The sequence below is a fragment of the Belliella buryatensis genome (assembly GCF_900188245.1).
Classification (GTDB): Bacteria; Bacteroidota; Bacteroidia; order Cytophagales; family Cyclobacteriaceae; genus Belliella; species Belliella buryatensis.
This window is the reverse complement of sequence record NZ_FZOK01000010.1, coordinates 38,804-59,853: the sequence shown is the minus strand read 5'-3', so window position 1 is coordinate 59,853 and position 21,050 is coordinate 38,804. Positions and strand designations below refer to the sequence as shown.

17 protein-coding genes are annotated in these 21,050 nt (G+C 38.5%); 8 read left to right on the top strand and 9 right to left on the bottom strand.

From position 1 onward, the window contains the following. Positions 1-18: 18 nt before the first annotated feature. Together CHB66_RS11265 and CHB66_RS11260 are read right to left on the bottom strand one after the other, a co-directional pair. Positions 19-1,401, bottom strand: coding sequence for an NmrA family NAD(P)-binding protein (locus CHB66_RS11265; protein WP_089240972.1), 1,383 nt, complete (start codon positions 1,399-1,401; stop codon positions 19-21). After that, positions 1,402-2,643: a protoporphyrinogen/coproporphyrinogen oxidase gene (locus tag CHB66_RS11260; RefSeq protein ID WP_089240970.1), complete on the bottom strand. Its 1,242-nt coding sequence runs from the start codon at positions 2,641-2,643 to the stop codon at positions 1,402-1,404. 187 nt (positions 2,644-2,830) lie between these two features. Between CHB66_RS11260 and CHB66_RS11255 the strand changes: the two genes are divergently transcribed. After that, a complete protein-coding gene (locus tag CHB66_RS11255) occupies positions 2,831-4,051 on the top strand; it encodes a serine hydrolase domain-containing protein (RefSeq protein ID WP_089240968.1) in 1,221 nt (406 codons plus the stop codon). A 5-nt stretch (positions 4,052-4,056) separates the two neighbouring features. On the opposite strand, the gene CHB66_RS11250 is transcribed toward CHB66_RS11255, so the two are convergent. Next, positions 4,057-5,199: a cysteine desulfurase family protein gene (locus CHB66_RS11250; protein ID WP_089240965.1), complete on the bottom strand. Its 1,143-nt coding sequence runs from the start codon at positions 5,197-5,199 to the stop codon at positions 4,057-4,059. An 87-nt stretch (positions 5,200-5,286) separates the two neighbouring features. Between CHB66_RS11250 and CHB66_RS11245 the strand changes: the two genes are divergently transcribed. Beyond that, the gene (locus CHB66_RS11245) at positions 5,287-5,637 is read left to right on the top strand and encodes a hypothetical protein (RefSeq protein ID WP_089240963.1); all 351 of its coding nucleotides are present in this window, start codon (positions 5,287-5,289) and stop codon (positions 5,635-5,637) included. Between the two features lie 65 nt (positions 5,638-5,702). On the opposite strand, the gene CHB66_RS11240 is transcribed toward CHB66_RS11245, so the two are convergent. After that, complete coding sequence (locus CHB66_RS11240; RefSeq protein ID WP_089240961.1) at positions 5,703-7,865, bottom strand: xanthine dehydrogenase family protein molybdopterin-binding subunit; 2,163 nt, start codon at positions 7,863-7,865, stop codon at positions 5,703-5,705. Positions 7,866-7,867: 2 nt separating this feature from the next. Further along, positions 7,868-8,326 (bottom strand): (2Fe-2S)-binding protein, encoded by a 459-nt coding sequence (locus tag CHB66_RS11235; RefSeq protein ID WP_089240959.1) that lies wholly within the window; start codon positions 8,324-8,326, stop codon positions 7,868-7,870. 208 nt (positions 8,327-8,534) lie between these two features. Here CHB66_RS11235 and CHB66_RS11230 point away from each other — a divergent pair, with 208 nt between their 5' ends. The 3 genes from CHB66_RS11230 (at position 8,535) to hrpB (ending at position 12,962) form a co-directional block, all read left to right on the top strand. Then, the gene (locus tag CHB66_RS11230; protein WP_089240957.1) at positions 8,535-9,680 is read left to right on the top strand and encodes a Gfo/Idh/MocA family protein; all 1,146 of its coding nucleotides are present in this window, start codon (positions 8,535-8,537) and stop codon (positions 9,678-9,680) included. 61 nt (positions 9,681-9,741) lie between these two features. Then, a complete protein-coding gene (locus CHB66_RS11225; RefSeq protein WP_089240955.1) occupies positions 9,742-10,242 on the top strand; it encodes a DUF2911 domain-containing protein in 501 nt (166 codons plus the stop codon). A 239-nt stretch (positions 10,243-10,481) separates the two neighbouring features. After that, complete coding sequence (hrpB, locus tag CHB66_RS11220; protein WP_089240953.1) at positions 10,482-12,962, top strand: ATP-dependent helicase HrpB; 2,481 nt, start codon at positions 10,482-10,484, stop codon at positions 12,960-12,962. 34 nt (positions 12,963-12,996) lie between these two features. On the opposite strand, the gene CHB66_RS11215 is transcribed toward hrpB, so the two are convergent. Together CHB66_RS11215 and CHB66_RS11210 are read right to left on the bottom strand one after the other, a co-directional pair. After that, the gene (locus tag CHB66_RS11215; protein ID WP_245812718.1) at positions 12,997-13,599 is read right to left on the bottom strand and encodes a hypothetical protein; all 603 of its coding nucleotides are present in this window, start codon (positions 13,597-13,599) and stop codon (positions 12,997-12,999) included. 59 nt (positions 13,600-13,658) lie between these two features. After that, positions 13,659-14,183, bottom strand: a complete 525-nt coding sequence (locus tag CHB66_RS11210) for a HEAT repeat domain-containing protein (protein WP_089240949.1) — start codon at positions 14,181-14,183, stop codon at positions 13,659-13,661. Positions 14,184-14,244: 61 nt separating this feature from the next. On the opposite strand from CHB66_RS11210, the gene CHB66_RS11205 reads away from it, so the two are divergent. The 3 genes from CHB66_RS11205 (at position 14,245) to CHB66_RS11195 (ending at position 17,577) form a co-directional block, all read left to right on the top strand. Further along, entirely contained in the window at positions 14,245-14,955 is a 711-nt protein-coding gene (locus CHB66_RS11205) for a hypothetical protein (protein ID WP_089240947.1), read from the top strand. Between the two features lie 59 nt (positions 14,956-15,014). Beyond that, complete coding sequence (locus CHB66_RS11200) at positions 15,015-15,623, top strand: hypothetical protein (protein WP_245812717.1); 609 nt, start codon at positions 15,015-15,017, stop codon at positions 15,621-15,623. Positions 15,624-15,702: 79 nt separating this feature from the next. Then, the gene (locus CHB66_RS11195) at positions 15,703-17,577 is read left to right on the top strand and encodes a CocE/NonD family hydrolase (protein ID WP_089240943.1); all 1,875 of its coding nucleotides are present in this window, start codon (positions 15,703-15,705) and stop codon (positions 17,575-17,577) included. A gap of 165 nt (positions 17,578-17,742) precedes the next feature. On the opposite strand, the gene CHB66_RS11190 is transcribed toward CHB66_RS11195, so the two are convergent. Together CHB66_RS11190 and CHB66_RS11185 are read right to left on the bottom strand one after the other, a co-directional pair. After that, positions 17,743-18,468, bottom strand: a complete 726-nt coding sequence (locus tag CHB66_RS11190) for a TrmH family RNA methyltransferase (RefSeq protein ID WP_245812716.1) — start codon at positions 18,466-18,468, stop codon at positions 17,743-17,745. After that, positions 18,437-21,049 carry a DNA gyrase/topoisomerase IV subunit A gene (locus CHB66_RS11185; protein WP_089240939.1) on the bottom strand — a complete coding sequence of 871 codons (2,613 nt, stop codon included), beginning with the start codon at positions 21,047-21,049 and terminating at the stop codon, positions 18,437-18,439. The genes CHB66_RS11190 and CHB66_RS11185 overlap by 32 nt, the downstream gene beginning before the upstream one ends. Between the last annotated feature and the right edge of the window lies 1 nt (position 21,050).

Below are 21,050 nucleotides of genomic sequence, written 5' to 3'. Positions count from 1 at the left end.
ACCAACCACTTGTACAATTTAATCTTGGAATCGCTTGAGGTATTTGGCAAAATTATTCATGACAATCAAATGTGCATGGGCCTGAGTATTGATATAAATGTACCATGGCAATCGAGGCACAAATTCGTGAATAGCTGAAATCATAAATTCTCCATCCAAAACCTCACGAAATTCTAGCCAGCCATAGTCAAAACGCTTGACAAGTGAACCTCCTGTAATATAAAAAAGCTGACGTTTGAGATCACTTCGATCTGGAATCCAAGTCAATTGAAGTAATGGCTTTTCCATATTCAACAAATGAAAACCAATATCGCCCCTTTGATTTTCTCTGGCTTTTATAAAAGATCTAAAAAAGAATGGTAACCATACTTTATACCTGTTTGCCACCCAAAGAGCACTTTTATGTCTTGTATTAGGTAATCTTTGAATACTTCTAACAGTATTTTTTACAGCTTGTAGTCTTTTGAATTTCGGTAATTTAGGAAGTTGATTTGTAGGGTCAATGGCTATGGACACACTTTCTTCGTAAGACAAATAATCAATAGTCCTCAAATCAAAAACTAGGTCTGGATCTACAGTAAGTGTGTGTTTTAAGCTGTCAACCAGAGGGTAAACAAGTTTTTTTGGGCTTTTACCAAAGTAGCTCACCCAAAGCTTGGAGAAACCAACTGAGAAAACTGGAACAGATTTTATCAACCGTTTTTTGCCCATCTTCCGGGCAGTAGTTTCCAGCATACTTTTATACGTCAGAATCTCAGGATTGCCTATTTCATAGACCTTACCATAAGCTTCTTCGTTGCCGATACAGGTATCCATGATGGTCAGTGTGTCACGTAAAGAAATGGCTTGGGTGTTGGACAAAGTCCATTGAGGACAAATCATCACGGGAAGATTATCAACCAAATGATATATCATTTGAAAAGATGACCCGCCAGGTCCAACGATGATACCAGCTCTTAAAGCTGTAACAGGAGTTCCCGAGCTTCCCAAAGTTTTTTCAACTTCTAGTCTACTTCTAAGGTGCTTGGAGATCTTTTGATCCTCAACTTCTTTAGGTAGTATCCCTCCCATGTAAATGATTTGCTTGATGCCATTCACTTTAGCAGCTCTGGCAAAATTATCTGCCAAAAGAAGATCTGTATCTTCAAAACTACCTTGATTCAACCTTGTGGATGCTGACATGGAATGAATTAGGTAGATTGCGTAGTCTACGCCCTTTAGGGCTTCAATGGTTGATGTTATTGAATAGAGCTCAACAGAACGCCATTCTACTTGAGAATCAGGATTGTCAAGCGCAATTCCTCTACTAAGGGCCACGATATGATATTTATCTTTAAAGCGATCTATAAACCATCGCCCTACATATCCTGCTGCTCCTGCTATTGCGATGGTTTTTTTCATTTACATCGGGTTTTGTGTGCTGAGTAATAAGGCTTCCACAGCTTTTCTACCTGAAGTCATTGCTGCATTGATTGAGCCATTGAGTAGATAATCTCCTGCTAGAAATACATAGTCGTTCAATTTGGAATTAGTAAAAGGCTGATCTGATTTCATGTCATCTACATCAGGTAGCGCTTCTGATATTTGATAAGTTTTGACCGGCTTAAAGTACTCTGCCTTAATACCGCTTAAAGCTTCTAATTCTATACTGACCAATTTCTCCAAGTTGATTGAGTCTTTTATCGGTTTAGTAATTGAAACCGAAAGCAAAGCTTTTCCATTTTTACTGTAAGCTTTACTTACATCAGACATAAATACAATATTGTTAATCAAATAGTTATAATCAGGAATCAAAGCAATCATAGGCTGTATCAAAAAGGATTTCTCAAGCGAGAAATACAAATTATAGACTGATCTAAAAGGCTTGATTTGTCCTTCTAACTGTGGAATAATTCTATCAGGTCTGCATGCAATAATAATCTTGTCTGCTTCAAGAACTTCCCCATTTTCAAGAGTTACTTCTTTTCCAATGACTGATTTAACAGGAGAATTCAGTTTGATAGTGGTGTGTTGTAACTTTTGGCTGAGCTGTTTTGAAATCTCTCCCATTCCTTTCTCAGGAACTGCCGCGTATCCTTCTCCAAACATTTTGAAAACAAACTGGAACATGCGAGAAGACGTACTCAATTCGTTCTCAAGGAAAATCCCTTTGAAAAAAGGCTTAAAGAAATTATCAATTATTCTATCTGAAAAACCATAGTTTTTTAAAAAACTCGAAGTTGTGATAGCAGGTGATTCAAATATCTCCTCAATGGATTTTTTTGCAAGCTCCTTTTTGAGTTTATAGATTCGGAGTTTATCTGTCAAGTTTCCGACTTCAGAGAAAATCATTCCAAAAAGCTTTAAAGGGTCTCGCATTGGGTCATGAATTGCGAAAGAATTTCCTGGTTTCATGATAATTGCTCCTGGAGAAAATCGCTTGAGTTTTAATGCATCATAATCTAAGTATCTTCTTGCTTCAGGATATGATGTTAATAAGACTTGAAATCCTCTATCTAATAAAAATCCATATACTTCGTCTGTGATTACTCTTCCTCCTATTTTGTCTGTAGCCTCTAGTAAAATAGGCTTAACTCCAGATCTTTCTAATTCATACGCGGCAATAAGTCCTGATATTCCCGCACCAATTACAATTACTTTCATGTGTTACTTTGTGCTGTTGCTTAACAAATAGACCAATTTCAAACCAAATTGTTTAAGTCTAAATTAAGTATTTTGCTGGTGTAATCCTGCTAATTCCTTTTAAAAGAAGACTTCTTCATTCAAATAATATCTCTTTGATGAGAAAATTAAAGCGCTTAATTTTTAGATTGAATTAAATAATCACCTCATGAAATCTTGTACCTTATATTTCTTCGTTTTTTTCTTTAGCTTCAATTCTCTGATTGCTCAGTCTAGGTATTTTCCAAGTATGGGTACTTGGGATAAAAAAGATCCTTCAATATTAAAAGTAGATACCAAACTTCTCCAAGTTGCTGTAGATTTTGCTATCGAGACCGAAAGTTCTGCTGAACAAAACTTGAAAGCGTCTCATTACCTAAGTGCTTTTGGTAGAGAGCCTTTTGGTTTTCCTGTGGGTCCGATGAAAGATCGAGGCCCTGCGACGGGATTAGTAATTTATAAAGGCTATGTGATCGCCGAATGGGGTGATCCGGCAAGGGTTGATTTAACTTTTAGTGTGGCCAAGAGCGTGCTCTCTACCACTGTTGGCCTTGCTGTGGATCAAGGTTTGATTCGTTCAGAAAAAGATTTGGTTTATCCTTACATGGCACCCATTATACCTTATGATCCTTACAAGATGTTGATGAACAAATCTGATCATTTGAATGATGAAGATGTTTTTGACTTGTTTGGTACCGAGCACAATAAGAAAATCACATGGGAGCATTTACTGAGACAAACTTCTGATTGGGAAGGATCACTTTGGGGCAAACCAGACTGGGCTGATCGGCCACAGGGGAATTCTGCAACTTGGATCAATAGAGAAAGAAATGAGCCTGGGTCTGTTTATAAATACAATGATACTAGGGTGAATGTATTGGCATTAGCGGCTATGAATGTATGGAGAAAACCCCTACCGATAGTTTTCAAGGAAATGGTCATGGATAAGATCGGTGCTAGTCCTACATGGCGATGGACAGGATATGAAAATTCTTTTGTCATCATTGATGGTCAAATCATGCAATCTGTTTCGGGTGGCTCACATTGGGGTGGTGGTTTATTTATTTCGGCTTATGATCAAGCAAGATTTGGCTATCTGACATTGAATAAGGGTAAATGGAATGGTGAGCAAATCATCTCTGAATCTTGGATAGAAAAGTCACTCAGCCCAACTCCTGTTCAGACCAATTATGGCTTCATGAATTATTTTCTCAATACGGACAAAAAAGAAATTCCAGCTGCACCTTCCACAGCCTTCTTTCACCTAGGTGCAGGAACCAACATGATCTATGTAGACCCAGAAAATGATTTGGTTATAGTTACCCGCTGGATTGAGAATAGTAAAAAAGCGGAATTGGTAGAAAAGGTATTGAAAGCCATTGGTAAATAAGTCGGCTAACTTCTCAGTCTACTAAGGACTGCTTTGACGACTCTGATTGTTTGCTCTATCTCCTCTTGCGTGGTACTTATCCCAAGACTAAAACGGATTGAAGCTCTTGCTAAATCTGCCTCAATTCCCATTGCTTCAAGTACGTGGGATGGTTTTGGGGTTATACTACTACACGCTGACCCAGAGCTGACAGCCACTGATCGATTGATTTCTCGCAGTAAATCTTCTCCTTCTACGCCTTCAAATGATATATTGGTAACATGTGGAAGTCTCTTTTCTTGACCAGCATTCAAAACCGTTCCCTCTAGTGCAAGTATGCCTGATTCAAGCTCATCTCGGAGCGTTTTTATTTGATTTGAATATAAGTCAATATTTTCTTTAGCAATTTCTGCTGCCATGCCTAGCCCTATGATGCCAGGAACATTCAATGTACCACTTCTGAAGCCTTTTTCATGACCACCTCCCTCTATCAATGGTAGAGGTTTTGGAAGTGTGTGGTTATGTCTAATATACAAAGCCCCCACTCCCTTTGGTCCATATAGTTTATGCGAAGACATGGCCATTATGTGGATTCCTCTTGAGTTGACTGGGATTTTCCCAACGGCTTGAACAGCATCTGTAAAAAAAATTACATTATGTTTTTCAGCAATAGCAGCAATCTCTTTAATTGGATGCATCAAACCAGTTTCATTGTTTGCCCACATCAAGCAGATCATTTTTGTCGCAGGTGTGATGCTTGCTTCTAGCTGTTCGAGATCTATTTTACCAGTGTGATTTACAGGTAATAGCGAAACTTCTGCTCCTTTTTTAGCTATGCTCCTTAAGGTATCTAAGACTGCTTTGTGCTCAGTGACACAAGAAATATAATGTTGCTGCTCACCTTGATAATGATCAAATGTACCCTTGATAGCTAGGTTAATTGCCTCTGTAGCTCCTGAGGTAAAAATCAGCTCCTTGGGTTTTGCTTGGATTAGATGAGCAAGTTTTTCCCTAGCCTCTTCTACTGCGTTTTCCGCCATCCAGCCATAAGGGTGATTTTTGCTAGCAGCATTGCCAAAGTGAGTAGTAAAATAGGGCAGCATCCCTTCTAATACTTCTGGAGCTACTGGCGTAGTGGCATTATGATCTAAATAAATCGGGTAATTCATCCTGCTATATTTTACTTTAAAAAACTTGTTCTATTGAAGATATGTTCTCAGTTTGATTCAATTTTACTACAATTCAAACTTAAGCTTATGCAAGAAATATGGAAGTTTCCCATTCTAAGAAATGATCAATCTATTTCCAAGGAAGACAAGATTGAACACTTGGTTGAAAGTAACAGCAAAGACTTAGGGATCATGCTTTCCTACTATTTCAAGTCAGAAGGAGCGGTAGTGGAGAAAGTTGAAATTTCCAAAGGACCATTTTTCCTTTCCGAGCATGCGGGTCATGTGATATTGAAGTTTCATGTCGTTCATTTCAATGCTTGTCTCAATATTCATGAACAGGCACAGCAAGAAATGCAGGTAGATTTCGCAATAGATAATGATGAAGTGACTTTTAAAGGTCCCTACATTGCTGAGCGTGGGAGAGATGAAATTTAGTCTAAAACAATCAGCCATGGCTTTAGCTATAAAACCATGGCTGAGTTGTTTATAGAAACTATATATTAACCCCTTCTTATCTCAAGATTCAAATCAGAAAACTCTTTTTGTTCTAAAAATGGCTGACTTCTCAGTCTTCTTCCAGTTGCAGCAAAGATAGCATTGGCAATTGCGCCACCTGTAGGGGGTAAAGCTGGTTCGCCAAGTCCTGTCGGGTCAAAACCACTGTCAACATAATTAACATCTATCTCAGGCACTTCTTTCATCCTGATCAATCTATAGGAGTCGAAATTCTTCTGCTTCGGAAGACCATTCTCAAATACCAAGTTACCAAACATCGCATGCCCCATGCCATCTACTATACCTCCCCTTACCTGATGATTGGCTCCTGTAGGATTGACCACAATCCCACAATCTGTTGAGGCTACTATCTTTTTCAAAACGGGCTGATTATTGATCATTTCAATATTAGCCACTTGAGCAACATAGGATCTGTGTGAGAAATAGACAGAAAATCCTTGCTTCACATTGCTATTCTTACCCCAATTGGATCGTTCAGCAGCATCTTTGATAACACCGATCATACGATCCACATCATAATTAACTGATCCAGTTGGTGAACTCTTAGCTTGTTCTAATAAATCTAGTCTAAACTTCACAGGGTCTTTCTGTGCTTCTAAAGCTACTTCGTCCAGAAAAGATTGCTCTGCATAAGCTAGGAAGTTGGTAATGGGTGCTCTCCATGCATTGGTAGTCACAGAGGAATTGTAATTGATATTCTCGATCAGAAGGTTTGGTACGGCACCAGAAGGAAAATTATCTTGTCTGACGGAGTTACCAGCATTGAGTCCTACTCCTCTTAACTTAAATCCAATCATATTTCCTGCTGCATCTAGCGCGGCAGAGAACCTGTACCTTACAGCTGGTCTATAGGCTCCTCCAGTCATATCATCCTCTCTAGACCAAGTCACTTTTACAGGTGCATTGACTCTTCTGGAGACTTCTACTGCATCCAAAACATAGTCAGCTCTCAATCTTCTACCAAAACCACCACCAAGTCTAGTGATATCCACGGTGATGTTTTCTTTAGGAATTCCCAATAGTTGAGCTGTCTGCATTCTTGCAGCATCTGGAGTCTGTGTAGGGCCAATAAGCTCCACTTCTTCTCCCTTGACATGCGCAAAGAAATTCATCGGTTCCATGGGTGCATGCGGTAAGAATGGACACTGATATTCGCTAGTGATTACTTTTGCTGCATTTTTAAATGCCTCATCCACATTACCATCCTGTCGCATGACTCTTGCATCTTTGGAATCTAGTAATTCCTTCATGATTTTATCATGATCAAAAGTACTTTCTACATTTCCATCTGATTCGTATTCTACTTTTAATCTACGCTTTGCCTTCATCAATGGCCAAGTAGAAGTACCTACGATTGCCACAAAATTATCATATTGGATGACGTCTGTCACTCCGGAGACACTCCTAGCTGATGCATCATCTACAGATTTGATTTTCATTCCAAAAGGAGGCCTTTGAATCATGGCGTGAAGCATCCCTTCTCTGTAAAAATCCAAACCAAAAAGAGGCTTTCCTGTAAACATATCATCATTGTCTACATTTTTGATGGGAGTACCTATGATGGTAAAATCCTTTGGATCTTTAAGCAATACTTCTTCTGGTGCCTCTAATTCCGAGGCCGCCATGACCACTTCTCCATATGTCAGCTTTTTTCCACTAGCTTTATGGTAAATCATTCCTTTTTCGGTGGATAATGAAGCCATATCCACTTCTAGCTGATTAGCAGCTGCTGTCAACAAAAGGTGTCTCGCTGTGGCACCTGCTTTTCTCAATCTTTCCCAAGAATGAGGCATAGCACCCGAACCTCCAGTAAGCTGTCGATCAAATTTATCATTATCCAATGGAGCTTGTAATACGCGTACTTTTGACCAATCAGCATCAAGTTCCTCAGCTACGACCATAGGAAAAGATGTTTTGATATTTTGACCCAATTCTGGATTAGGAGAATAGATCACCACATCTCCATCTGGAGAGATGGATAGAAAACTATTGAAATTATGTGCTTTACTCAAAACTTCCTCAGTTGAGAGTACTTTCATTTTTGGGGAGTCACAACTAGACCAATAAAAGCCAATAAAAAGACCTCCTGTAGCAGTCGCCGCGATTTTTAAGAAATCCCGTCTATTTGTTTTAGTGATATCAGCCATAATTATTTGGTTTTAGCTGCCAAAGCGACAGCTTCTCTGATTTTATGATAAGTTCCACAGCGACAGATATTTCTATTCATCGCATTATCTATTTCTTCCAAACTAGGCTTAGGGTTCTTTTTCAAAAATGCAGCTGCATTCATGATCTGACCTGCTTGACAATATCCACACTGCGCTACATCTACTTCTTTCCACGCTTTCTGAACAGGATGGTCGGCATTTTCAGACAACCCTTCTATGGTAGTAACTTTATCTGAACCAACACTAGATATAGGTATGGTGCAAGAAAACGTAGCTTCGCCATTTATATGAACCGTGCAAGCTCCACATTGAGCGATCCCACAAGAATATTTGGTACCCACTAAGCCAAGATGATCTCTCAAAACCCACAAAAGTGGCGTGTCGTCTTCTACATCTACTTCGTAATTTTTCCCGTTGATGCGTAGATTATAATTTGCCATGATTAGAAATTATTTATTTGGAACAATAATTTAAACATAAAATCAGAAATGCATAAATGCTTGGGTACTTTTTCAATAGATAATTTGACAAACTGCCGTTAATGAATATAAATGGACATGGATTTAACCTAGGCTTAGAGAAATGGTTTTTAAAAAGCTTTTAAAGCACTATATTTAATTTTTAGAATCAAAAACTACCAAACCTATTATGAAAAAAATCAAAGCAGCAATTGTTGGAACAGGTTTTATTGGTCCTGCGCATTTAGAAGCGCTAAGAAGAATTCCCAACATTGAAATTGTAGCTCTTTGTGAGGTCAATATCGAGTTGGCTAAAGAAAAAGCAGTTTTATTGGGTATTCCTGAAGCTTACACTTTCGATGATATGCTTCAAAATCCAGAAATTGATGTGGTCCATATCTGTACGCCAAATTTCCTTCATTTTTCTCAATCCAAAGCAGCGCTTTTGGCAGGTAAGCATGTGGTCTGCGAAAAACCACTCGCTACCAAAATCGAAGAAGCTGAAGAACTAGTTGCACTAGCTAAAGAAAAAGGTCTTGTCAATGCCGTGCATTTCAACCTGCGCTATTATCCTATGGTCAGACAGATGAAAAGTATGCGTGAAAATGGAGATTTGGGAGATATTTACAGTATCATGGGGTCTTATCTCCAAGATTGGTTATTCCTTCAGACTGATTACAACTGGAGGCTTGAGCCTGACAAGTCTGGTGACTCAAGAGCGATCGCAGATATTGGATCTCATCTTTTGGACATCACAGAGTACATTACAGGTTTGAGAATAACAGAAGTAATGGCTGACTTTTCAACAGTGCATAAAACTAGGTTGAAACCGTTGAAAGCCATAGAAACTTATTCTGGGAAAATGCTCAATGCCTCCGATTACGAGGAAGTGCCTATCACCACCGAAGATCATGCAACAGTGATGCTCAGATTTGACAATGGCAATAAGGGCTCTGTGACTGTTTCCCAAGTAAATGCAGGAAGAAAAAATAGGTTGAATATTGAGATAGCGGGTTCAAAAGCAAATTTTGAATGGTGCTCAGAGCGCCCCAATGAAATGTGGATTGGAAAGAGAGAAACTGCTAATCTACATTTGTTGAAAGATCCAGCTTTATTTTCTGCAGAGGCAGCTGGATTGATCAGTTTTCCAGGCGGACACAATGAAGGCTTTCCTGATACTTCCAAGCAGATGTTCAAAGAAGTCTATGCTGCTGTGAGAGAAGGTAAGCAACCTGATCACCCGAGTTTCCCTACTTTTGAAGACGGACTTCGTGAATTGATTATTTGTGAAAGAATCATAGAAAGTCATAAGGCACAAAAGTGGGTTAAAGTATGACTTGTTAACGCTAATTGTAAACCCCTCAAGCGAGTAAACATCTAACCAAAATAATATACAAATGAAAAAGAGCAGTTTAATTTTGATTTTCTTAATGGCTTTTGGGCTTGTAGCTCAAACACAGGATGAAAAGCCGAGTCCAGCAAAAACAGCTGAGGGAGAAATTAATGGTGCCAAAATCACTATCAATTATTCTAGCCCAGCCGTGAAAGGTAGAACGATTTGGGGTGATTTAGTTCCACTAGGTCAGGTATGGAGAGCTGGAGCTAATGATGCTACCACAATCGAGTTCAGCAAGGACGTCAAAGTTCAAGGAAAAGATCTTCCTGCTGGTAAATATAGCTTCTTTGTTATTCCGGGTGAGATGGAATCAACTTTTATTTTCAATAAAGTTGCCAAGCAATGGGGTGCTTATTCCTATGATCAATCACAAGACGCATTGAGAGTTACAGTTCCTTCTGTACAAGGGTCAGCTATGGAAGAGCGACTGGTTTATGAAGTCACTTCCTCGGGTTTTGAGATCAGATGGGAATACGGAAGAGCTGCTGCAAAAGTAGAGTAAGATATCTATCTTATTACGCTGAATTGGGATCTCTGCAAATTCAGTTGCAAGCTTTATAAAGTAAGGTAATTCTATGATTCAGATATTAATAGATAATTGATCTATCTCGGTGGGCAAGTTAATCGTAGATATTGAACTAGAAATTATAGATAATCATATTCAACCATATAATTTTGAAAGTACCACTGCTAGCGCGGTGGTATTTTTTTTACCTTTGGATTTCAAAAATGAAGTAGATTTTGACTTTTGATCCATTCCGTATAGACTTACCTGTTCGTGAGATTATCTTAGAAGTACAGGAAACATTAGCCCATAAAAACACATTGATTGTACAAGCTCCTCCTGGAGCTGGGAAAAGCACATTATTACCTTTGGCTTTACTTGAGTCAAGTTTTTTGAAAGGTAAGAAGATATTAATGCTTGAACCACGGCGCCTGGCGACCAAGTCAATCGCACAGCGGATGGCAGAACTCCTTGACGAGAATCTAGGAGAAACCATAGGATATAGAATAAGATTTGAGGCTAAAGTGTCCTCAAAGACCAAACTTGAAGTCTTAACTGAGGGGATTTTGACTAGGATGTTACATTCAGATAATGCCCTTGAAGATATTGGGATGGTTATTTTTGATGAATTTCATGAGAGAAATATTCATGCTGATGTAGCGATGGCACTTTGTAGAGAAGCCCAGCAAGTATTGAGACCAGATTTGAGGATCATGGTGATGTCAGCAACTTTAGACATGCCACAGCTATCCCACCTGCTTAGAGCACCAGTGATATCCAGTCAAGGGAAGATGTTTCCTGTTGATATTCAATACGCTGGAGATATTGATCCGTGGTTGATGGCTGAGATGGTTGCAAAATCTACAATTGATGCCAGTCAAAAACATGAAGGAGATATACTCGTATTCTTGCCTGGACAAGGTGAAATAAAAAAAACTGAAGCTATTTTAAGAAAGCAATTGCCTGATTTTTCAATCCACCCACTCTATGGCCAGCTTTCTCCTACTGCTCAACACCAAGCCATCATGCCCAATAAGCATGGCAAAAGAAAAGTGGTTTTATCCACTTCCATTGCTGAAACCAGCTTAACAATTGAGGGGGTTACCATAGTAATTGATTCTGGATTTGGCAAAACCTCAAAATTTGACCCCAATTCAGGTTTGAGTAGGTTGGAGACTATCAGGATAGCTAAAGACTCAGCAGACCAAAGAGCTGGTAGAGCTGGGAGGCTACAAGCTGGTGTATGTTATAGATTATGGTCGAAAGCCACCCATGCAAATCTTCAGGAGTTTAGAACACCTGAGATATTAGAAGCAGACCTAGCTTTTTTAGTTCTTGACATGTTAGAGTGGGGTATCAAAGACATCAGAGAAATGACTTGGCTCACTCCTCCTCCATTGGGAACCATATCACAAGCCTTTGAAATCTTAACCCAACTTAATGCCATAGAAGATGGCAGAATCACACCACATGGCAGACAAATTCATGCCATCCCAGCACATCCCAGAATTGCGCACATGTTGGTCATCGCAAAGGAAGAATCAAAAGTGGCATTGGCCACTGATATTGCGGGCTTATTGGAAGAAAGAGATCCTTTATCGCCTGATTTAGGAGTAGATATCAATTTGAGAATCGAAGCTTTGCGCCGAGCTCGGAAAGAAAAATTATCAGTTAAAGGGTTGAATAAGGTTGAGAAGATTGCAGCGAATTACAGAAGGATTTTTGGAGTAACTGTTGAAAATGACTTTGTAGATCCATTTGAAACTGGCGCACTGATAGCTTTGGCCTATCCTGAGCGTATAGCTTGTGCCCGACCGGGGAATAATGCTCAATTTCAGCTAGCTAATGGTAAAATGGCCATGATTTCTCACAAGGATGATTTAGCACATGACTCTTGGCTTGCAGTATCACATATCGATGCGAGAGATGGTTTAGGCAAGATATTTCTAGCATCCCCATTGAACCCAAAGGATCTTCTCCCCTTTTTGAAAACTAGGAAAATAGTGGTCTGGGATGGTAGAAAGGGTGGCTTGATTGCCACCAATGACTTAAGTATTGGTAGCATAGTTTTGAAATCCACACCAATTCATGACCTCACAGCAGAAGATTTGTATCAGGCGCTTAGCCATGCTCTAATTAAGGAAGGAGAAAAACTACTAGATATCAATGACCAGGTGAAAGCTTTACAAGCTAGAATGTCTTCTATAAAGCGCTGGAGACCACATGAAAAATGGCCTGATTGGTCTACGGCTGCAATTATTGAACGAAATAGAGATCTCTTGGAGCCCTATTTTTCAGCAATCAAAAAACCTGATGATTTTAAAAAGCTAGATTTAGTAGAAATTCTAAAGAGCAGTCTTAGCTACGAGCAATTGACAAAGTTTGAAATGCTGGCACCAATTAGAATCACTGTTCCGAGTGGAAGTAGCTTGATGCTAAATTATTCACCTCACGGAGATGCGCCGGTATTGGCCGTGAGGCTACAAGAAGTCTTTGGCTGGGTGTATACTCCCAAAATCAATGATGGCCAGACAAGCATCATTCTTCACTTACTTTCCCCTGGATTCAAACCAGTGCAAGTGACGGCTGACTTAAATAGCTTTTGGCATCATGCTTACTTTGAAGTAAAGAAAGAATTGAAAAGGAGATATCCAAAGCACGCTTGGCCTGACAATCCTTTGGAAGCTGAGGCTGTAAGAGGTGTGAAAAAGAAGTGAATTAAAAAAGGATCGATGTGACTCGATCCTTTTTTTAGTTGTTCTCTAGATAGTTTAGCAGGTTAAGAAAACTTGCCAGCGTAAATGGAGTAACCATCATTTCTTCCAATTTATCTAAATAAGCTTTTTTCTTATCCTTGTAATTATCTGGATTATATAATTTACACAATGTGATCGCTCGAGCAGATCGATAAGTGAAGTTCTGAGTGATAAACTCTTGATCTGGATTATTATTAAAATAATCCTCAAGGACGATAGGATCTGAGTACCTATCCAACCATCTAAAACCATCTTTTACCAAATGGCTTTCAATTTTTTTAAGGACTTCAGGTACCTCTTTTTCATCTTTAATAAAGTATCTCCTTTGCATGTTGGCATTGATCTGATCGATAGGCATGATCAACGTTGTACTTCTTTCACTAAAGTCTCCCAGTGATGGCAAAAACTGATTGATGATGTCCTCTACTGCGTCAATTCTAATACCAAGTTGAACCTCAATGCAGTTCGAATCTGAATTTGAAATATGATGAAAAAATACTACTTGCTTGCCTCCATCAAATAATTTGACATAATGAAGAATCGTTGGATCCAGATTGAATCCAAAATCTTCTAAAAAATCTTGATATGCCGTTTTCATTTCTTTTGATACTATCATCCCTATTATAACCTGTGTTTCCCTTACTTTGTTGTTTATATTTAAAGAAATAATTGTTTTATTTCATTCAATATAGTTTCAACCTCTACTTTTTTGATGGTATAATCATCACTTTCTTGATCAGTGTTGTTCTGATAATGGCTCCAATGTTTTTCTGCTTTCTTGATCGTCCTCGGGCTCAAATCAAACTCTACATGGTCCAGATAGGATTTAGCCAAATTCGATGATTTGAAGTTTCCGAAAAGATATATCCTGAGAACATCAACAAATTTGTCACTCAAATCAAACCCTTCAAGCGCTTGTACAAAGAGTCCATTTCTATTTTTATTTGTATGATCATGAATTTTCTCTAGCAGTGGTTCAAGAGCCTTATTGTTATTTTCGATTTTACTCAAAGCTCTTGCCGACAGATAAGCATTGTCAATATTTTCACCGTTCAATACCTCGATCAAACAATCTACCACTTCTTCCGTTCCTATTTCTGCAAGCTGATCAGCATAAGCGTAAGCCTCTTCTTCAGACTTATCACACATTTTGTCAAGCAAGTATTGTATTTTATTTTCCATGGTTTTTTACTTTAGCATCAAATATAAGACCATCTAAAAGGAGGAAACATAAAAAAAATAAATGAAGACTTATTTATTTGAAAAAGAAGCATTTAAAAAATTGTATGATTTTCTCCTAAGCAGTGGACTAAGTTTCGAATATAGTCAAAAGAAACATCAGATTAGCTATACAGATTCAGGTGAAAATTGTTTCAAAATCAGGCTTCCTTTGAGTATAAAATTTGATGCTCAGAAAAATGTGATTCAAGAACAGGAATTTCTCAATTATGTCTTAATCATGATAAGATCGGGTATTGGTTCGGTGGGATTTTTTGAAAATTTTGTAAATGAAAGGCATAAAGTATTTCGTGCATACATGGTTAGAAAGAAGCAAGGAAAAAGTCAAATTAAACATTTGAAGACAAAAGGTAAGTCTCGTGCAGGTTCTAGAGTTAGGTTACAAGAGACTTTAGATTTCTTTGATGACATAAATGATCGATTGAGAGCGCATTTTGAAGAATTCAGAATAGATAGGATCGGTATTAGTTGCTCAGAGACGCTAATTCCGTACTTTTATGGAGGCAAAGTAGACACTCCTTTTGAAAAACAAGATCCAAGGATATTCAAAATTCCAAAGCATATCCAAAATCCAACTTATGAAGCATTGATGGAAACTAATGAGTTTTTATTGAAGGCTGAAGTTAAGGTGACTGAACAAGGAAGAGAAATATTAGCTGGGTATTTTTCTTCAAATGATAGTGAGCAGATAGACGAAGAAGAAGCGGATTGGTAATATTGGAATGTTTTTTGATCCTTTTAAATTATTAAATATCATTAATTTAAATTAAGCCTTTGAAAAATCACCTTATACTCCTGATTCCATTTTTCTTGATACTATTCACATTGACTGATGTTCAAGCGCAACGCTATGGAACAGCAGCTGGTTTGAGATTAGGATCTAATGATTACAGTCGAACCTTAGGGCTTACAGCGCAGCAGCGTATTTTGAAATATACGACCCTAGAGGGAATCATTCAATCAGATTTCAGTCGAAATACAACGATGCATTTGCTCCTCGAGCAACACAAACCAATTATCTCAAAGCGTTTCAATTACTATTATGGTTTGGGCTATTCATTTGGTTGGGAAGAAAGTCAGGTGAAAAACCCTGCAACAATGGAAATCATAACGACCTACGGTAATGCGACCAATGGAATAGATTTGATTGCAGGAATAGAAATGACTGTGCTCAACACTACGATTTCTCTGGATTACAAGCCTAATTTTAACATGTCTGGGAGGGAAGAGTTTTTTAGAGGGCAAGTTGGAATTTCAGCAAGAACTGTTTTAGTCAAAAGTAAAACACAAGACAGAAAGCGGAGACAAAAAGCAAGAGCTAAAAGAAAAAAGAACAGAACGCCATTTTTTGAGGGACTCAAGGAGAAATTTAAAAGGAATTAAAGTCCATTTATAAAATTGAATTCTACTTTTCAGGAATAAAGCTCTATTTTAGGTATTGAAAATAATCCAAATCATACCTATGAGAAAATTCCACTTACTATTGTTGTTCCTGTTTGTTTGGGGAGTCAGCACAGCTCAAGAGAAATCCATCTTAGAGCAGTTAGACGAAATTGCTGTCATCGATCAAAAAGTCATGATGCCTATGCGAGATGGCGTAAGATTAGCTACAGATATTTACAGACCCAAGGGCGATCAGCCTGTTCCTATTATTTTTTCTCGTACACCATACAACTTCAATTCCTATAGAGATGGTGAATTAGTAACTAGAACCATGCAAACAGCCTTAGAAGCTGTGAAAAGAGGTTATGCTTATGTAGTCCAAAATGAAAGAGGGCGTTTTTTCTCTGAGGGTGAATGGGATATCCTAGGTACACCATTGACTGATGGTTATGATGCCATGGAGTGGATGTCCTCACAAACTTGGAGCAATGGAAAGATCGGTACTATTGGCTGCTCTTCTACTGCTGAGTGGCAAATGGCTGTTGCGGCATTGGATCATCCAGCTCATACAGCCTTGATTCCTCAGGGTTTTGGTGCAGGTGTGGGAAGGATTGGTGATTATTACGAGCAAGGCAATTGGTACCGAGGAGGTGCAGGTCAGATGCTTTTCACGACTTGGTTATACAGTACGCAGCATGATCCGATGGCACCAAGACTACCTGAAGGGATTCAGCAGGAGGATTTGCAGCGATTACAAAGATTTTATGATATGGCTCCTAGGTACCCTAGAGTTGATTGGAAAGAAGGCTTGAGCCACTTGCCAGTTCAAGATATTATCCAAAATGTCAACGGACCTAAAGGTATCTATGAAGAGATGATCACCAGAAAGCCAAATGATCCAAAATGGTATGAAGGTGGACTATTTCATGATGATATGCCTTTTGAAAAGCCGGGTTTTTGGTTTGTATCTTGGTATGATGTGGCTGCTAGTCCTAATCTTGCCATGTACAATCATATCCGTAATAATGCAAAGGATCCAAAAATCAGAGATAATCAATATTTAGTCATTGCCCCTACCCTTCATTGTGCCTATACCAGAGCTACAGAAAATACTATTGTAGGTGAAAGATCCGTAGGAGATGCTAGGTTGAATTATAATGAATTGACTTATGCATGGTTTGATTTCTGGCTAAAAGAAGAAGCCAATAAAATCAAAGAAGAAATGCCAAAAGTAAGGTATTTTACGATGGGCTCAAACAAATGGCAATCATCAGATACTTGGCCTCCAAAAGAAGCTCAAATGGTCACCTATTTTCTAGATAGCAAAGGTAAGGCAAATAGCAGACTAGGAGATGGCATCTTGACTACCAAAAAGCCTGGAAGAGATAATCCTGATACTTTTCAATATGACCCTATGAATCCTGTAACTTCCTACGGAGGAAATGTTTGTTGTACAGGAAATGCCGTACAGGGTGGCTCTTTTGATCAGCAGGAAATGGAGTTGAGAGATGATATCTTAGTCTACACAACCGAGCCGTTAGCAGAAGGTGTAGAGATTAGTGGCTTTATAGAGGCTAAATTGTTCTTATCTACTGATGTGAAGGATACAGATCTGACGATCAAGTTGATCGATGTATATCCAGATGGTAAAGCTTATAACCTAGACGAAACTATCCAAAGAGTAAGATACAGAGAGGGTTATGAAAAGGAAGTTTTTATGGAAAAAGGTAAAGTTTATCAAGTCAATATGACCCCTATGTCTACGTCAAATTATTTTGAAAAAGGTCATAGAATCAGAATTGAAGTATCATCCTCTAATTTCCCAAGGTTTGATCGGAATCTGAATACTGGTGGCAATACTTATGACGAGACAGAAGGAATTATAGCTACAAACAATATTCATCATTCTAGTAGATACCCTAGTAGCATCAGTTTACCGATTGTGAAGCGTTAACACTATCTAGTGTTATAAATAAAGAGCTATTCATTTACTGAATGGCTCTTTATTTATACTATTTTTGAAAAAATAGATATCTAATTTTTTCTGGGATATTGACTGGTTTAGAGCCCATTTTACATATTAGTATTGTCATAAGAGGAGCTGAATGGCATCGTTTTTTTATTTTGAATCAAAAAATTTCTTTTCGTGAATTTCCGAGTTTTTTACGATTTCGCGATACCACTTAGATCTCAGGATTTCTTTTTCTGCTTCAGTGATATAAAAATCAGGGATGTTTAATGCCATTGCTTTTCGCTGTAAATCAAATAGAAAAATGGATGCTGATACTGAGATATTGAAACTTTCAGTGAATCCAAACATCGGGATATGAACTAAGCCATCCGCTTTAGCTATGACCTCTTCACTCACACCTTCATGTTCGTTGCCAAATACAAGTGCTGTTTTTTGATTTGCATTCAATTGATCGATTGAGATGCTATCAGCTCGAGGACTAGTCGCGAAAATTTGATAACCTTCTTTTCTTAGGTTTTCAAAACAATCGTCAACTGCTGAACCGTTAGGATTATAATACTTATGTATATCTACCCATTGTGCCGCTCCACGCGTAACATAAGGATTGATTTTGTATTGATTTATTTTCTCAATGATATGGACATCTTGTATGCCAAAACAATCAGCCGTCCTTAGAACGGCTGATGCATTATGGGGCTTGTAGATATCTTCAAGGATCACTGTAAAATACCTAGTTCTGCTGGCCATCACTTGCTCCATCATTTCCAACTTATGTGCCGTGATGTACCCCGATAGGTATTTCAAAAACTCTTTTTCTTGTTGATCCATTTTTTTCAAATCATTAGAAGAGGCCGAGTTGCTCCTCGTCATCATAGTTTACCTTTAGATCAATGGTGGAACCTACTTCAAGTGAATCATCATTTGGTTCATTATTTTCAGTTGTTTTGCTAGAAGTTGACTTTATTGGCTCGATTAATTCCAAATCTATCACTTGATGAGAAGAAAGCTTATTTCCAACAGCCTTCCAACCTTTGACATCAATCAACATATCTAAATCGTACTCCACAGCTTCTTTATCCTTACCTTTTTGTAAGGTTGCTTTCACTTGTGGTTGCTTGTGTGTAGAGATAATCTTGAGGTAGGACTGTCTATGGTCTGATATGAAATTGAATTTTTTGTTGATTGTAGAAGTCTCTATCATGAATCTCTTGACAAAGTAAGTCTTGCTACCACCGTCAAAATAGATGGCAGAAACTATTCTCTGTGCATCAAACTTTTCGATCAAGAGCACATTTTGAGCTTCATATCTATTGGTCAACTCGAAAGTGGTCAATTCATATTCACCATTTTTATAACATACCAAGATTCTATCATCACCCAAGAAATTACCTACTAAGTTTCCTCTTTGGTCTGTATTCAGTCTGCCAATTGCAGGATCATAGTAAACATCAAGACCTCCTAGTGTTGAGACACCTTCCATTTTTAATTGGACTTTTCTTATCGGGTACCTGGTCAGGATATTCCCACCTGCTCCCCTGCCTTTGATCTCAATTGTGCTAAAGTCGAAGTCAAATACCTTTACTCTAGCCTTTGCCCCTTGTGTTAGGTAGATTGTGACTATTTCAGCTTCACCATTGGGATTAGCCGTCATATAAAGCACTTTAGACCCCTTCGTTCCTTTGGTTAATTCATATTCCCTATCTCGCGTCACTGCGAGCACTTGGAATCGCTTCACCATTGCCCTGCCGGAGCCTCCATCGAGATAGATCAAGTTATAGACCATGCGCTCGTCGCCTTTGCGGAATATACCAACATAGAGGATGTCTTTGCCAACAAAGCCTTTTTCCTGGATTCTAGTAACGACACATTTACCATCTCTCCTGATTACAATGACATCATCCAAATCAGAACAGTCACAAACAAACTCGTCTTTTTTCAATCCATAACCCACAAAACCATCTGCTCTATTGACATAAAGTTTGGCATTATTTGCAGCCACTACGGTAGCTTCGATTTGGTCAAATGTTCTGATTTCAGTTTTACGCTCTCTGCCTTTTCCGTACTTGGTAAGTAAGTTTTCGTAATATTTGATGGCGTAATCCGTCAGATGCTTGAGGTTGTAATTCACCTCCTTGAGCTCTTCCTGAAGCTTACGCATCAATTCATCTGCTTTGAATGCATCGAATTTGGAAATTCTCTTAATCTTGATTTCCGTTAATCTAACAATATCTTCTGTGACAATCTCACGGTAAAAATCTGGCTTAAAGGGATCCAAACCACGATCAATGGTCTCAATTACTGCATCCCAAGTTTCACATTCTTCTATATTTCTATAGATTCGGTTCTCTATAAATATTTTTTCTAATGACGAGAAAAGAAGCTTCTCCATCAACTCAGCCTTACGGATTTCAAGCTCCTTCTTTAACAGCGCCCTTGTCTGCTTGGTATTGTATTCCAAAATATCATTCACAGAAAGGAATACCGGCTTATCAGCAATAATTACACACGCATTAGGTGAAATGCTGACCTCACAATCTGTAAATGCATACAGTGCGTCAATAGTCATATCAGGTGACTGACCTGGTGCTAACTGAATAGCAATCTCCACCTCTGCCGCTGTATTATCTACGACTTTCTTTATTTTGATTTTCCCTTTATCATTTGCTTTGATGATGGAATCTATCAGAGAATTGGTAGTTGTACCAAAAGGTATGTCTTTGATTAAAAGAGTTTTATTATCTCCTTCTTCAATTCTTGCTCTAACCTTGATTTTACCACCACGGAGCCCCTCGTTGTATTCGGAGAAATCAGCCATACCTCCTGTAGGAAAATCAGGTAAGATATTAGTTCGTTCTCCTTGAAGAATAGCTATGGAGCCATGAATTAGCTCAATAAAGTTATGTGGGAGAATTTTTGTAGATAAACCTACTGCAATTCCTTCAACACCTTGGGCAAGCAATAATGGAAATTTAACTGGAAGGGTTACAGGTTCTTTTTTTCTTCCATCATAAGAAAGTTGCCACTCGGTAGTTTGGGGATTGAAGACTACTTCAAGAGCAAATTTAGAAAGTCTAGCCTCTATATATCTAGAAGCCGCAGCACCATCTCCTGTACGAATATCTCCCCAATTACCTTGGGTTTCGATCAGAAGCTCTTTTTGACCCAAATTCACAATTGCATCTCCAATAGACTGATCCCCATGTGGATGATATTGCATGGACTGCCCAATGATGTTGGCTACTTTATTGAATCGTCCATCATCCATTTCCTTCATGGCATGAAGGATTCTTCGCTGTACAGGTTTAAGACCATCCTCTATAGCAGGGACAGCTCTTTCTAAAATCACATAAGAAGCATAATCTAAAAACCACTCTTTATACATTCCTGTAACAGGAATGGATTCATGAAGGGAATCTCCGTTTTCTTCTGGTTTATCGTTGATATGATCACTCATC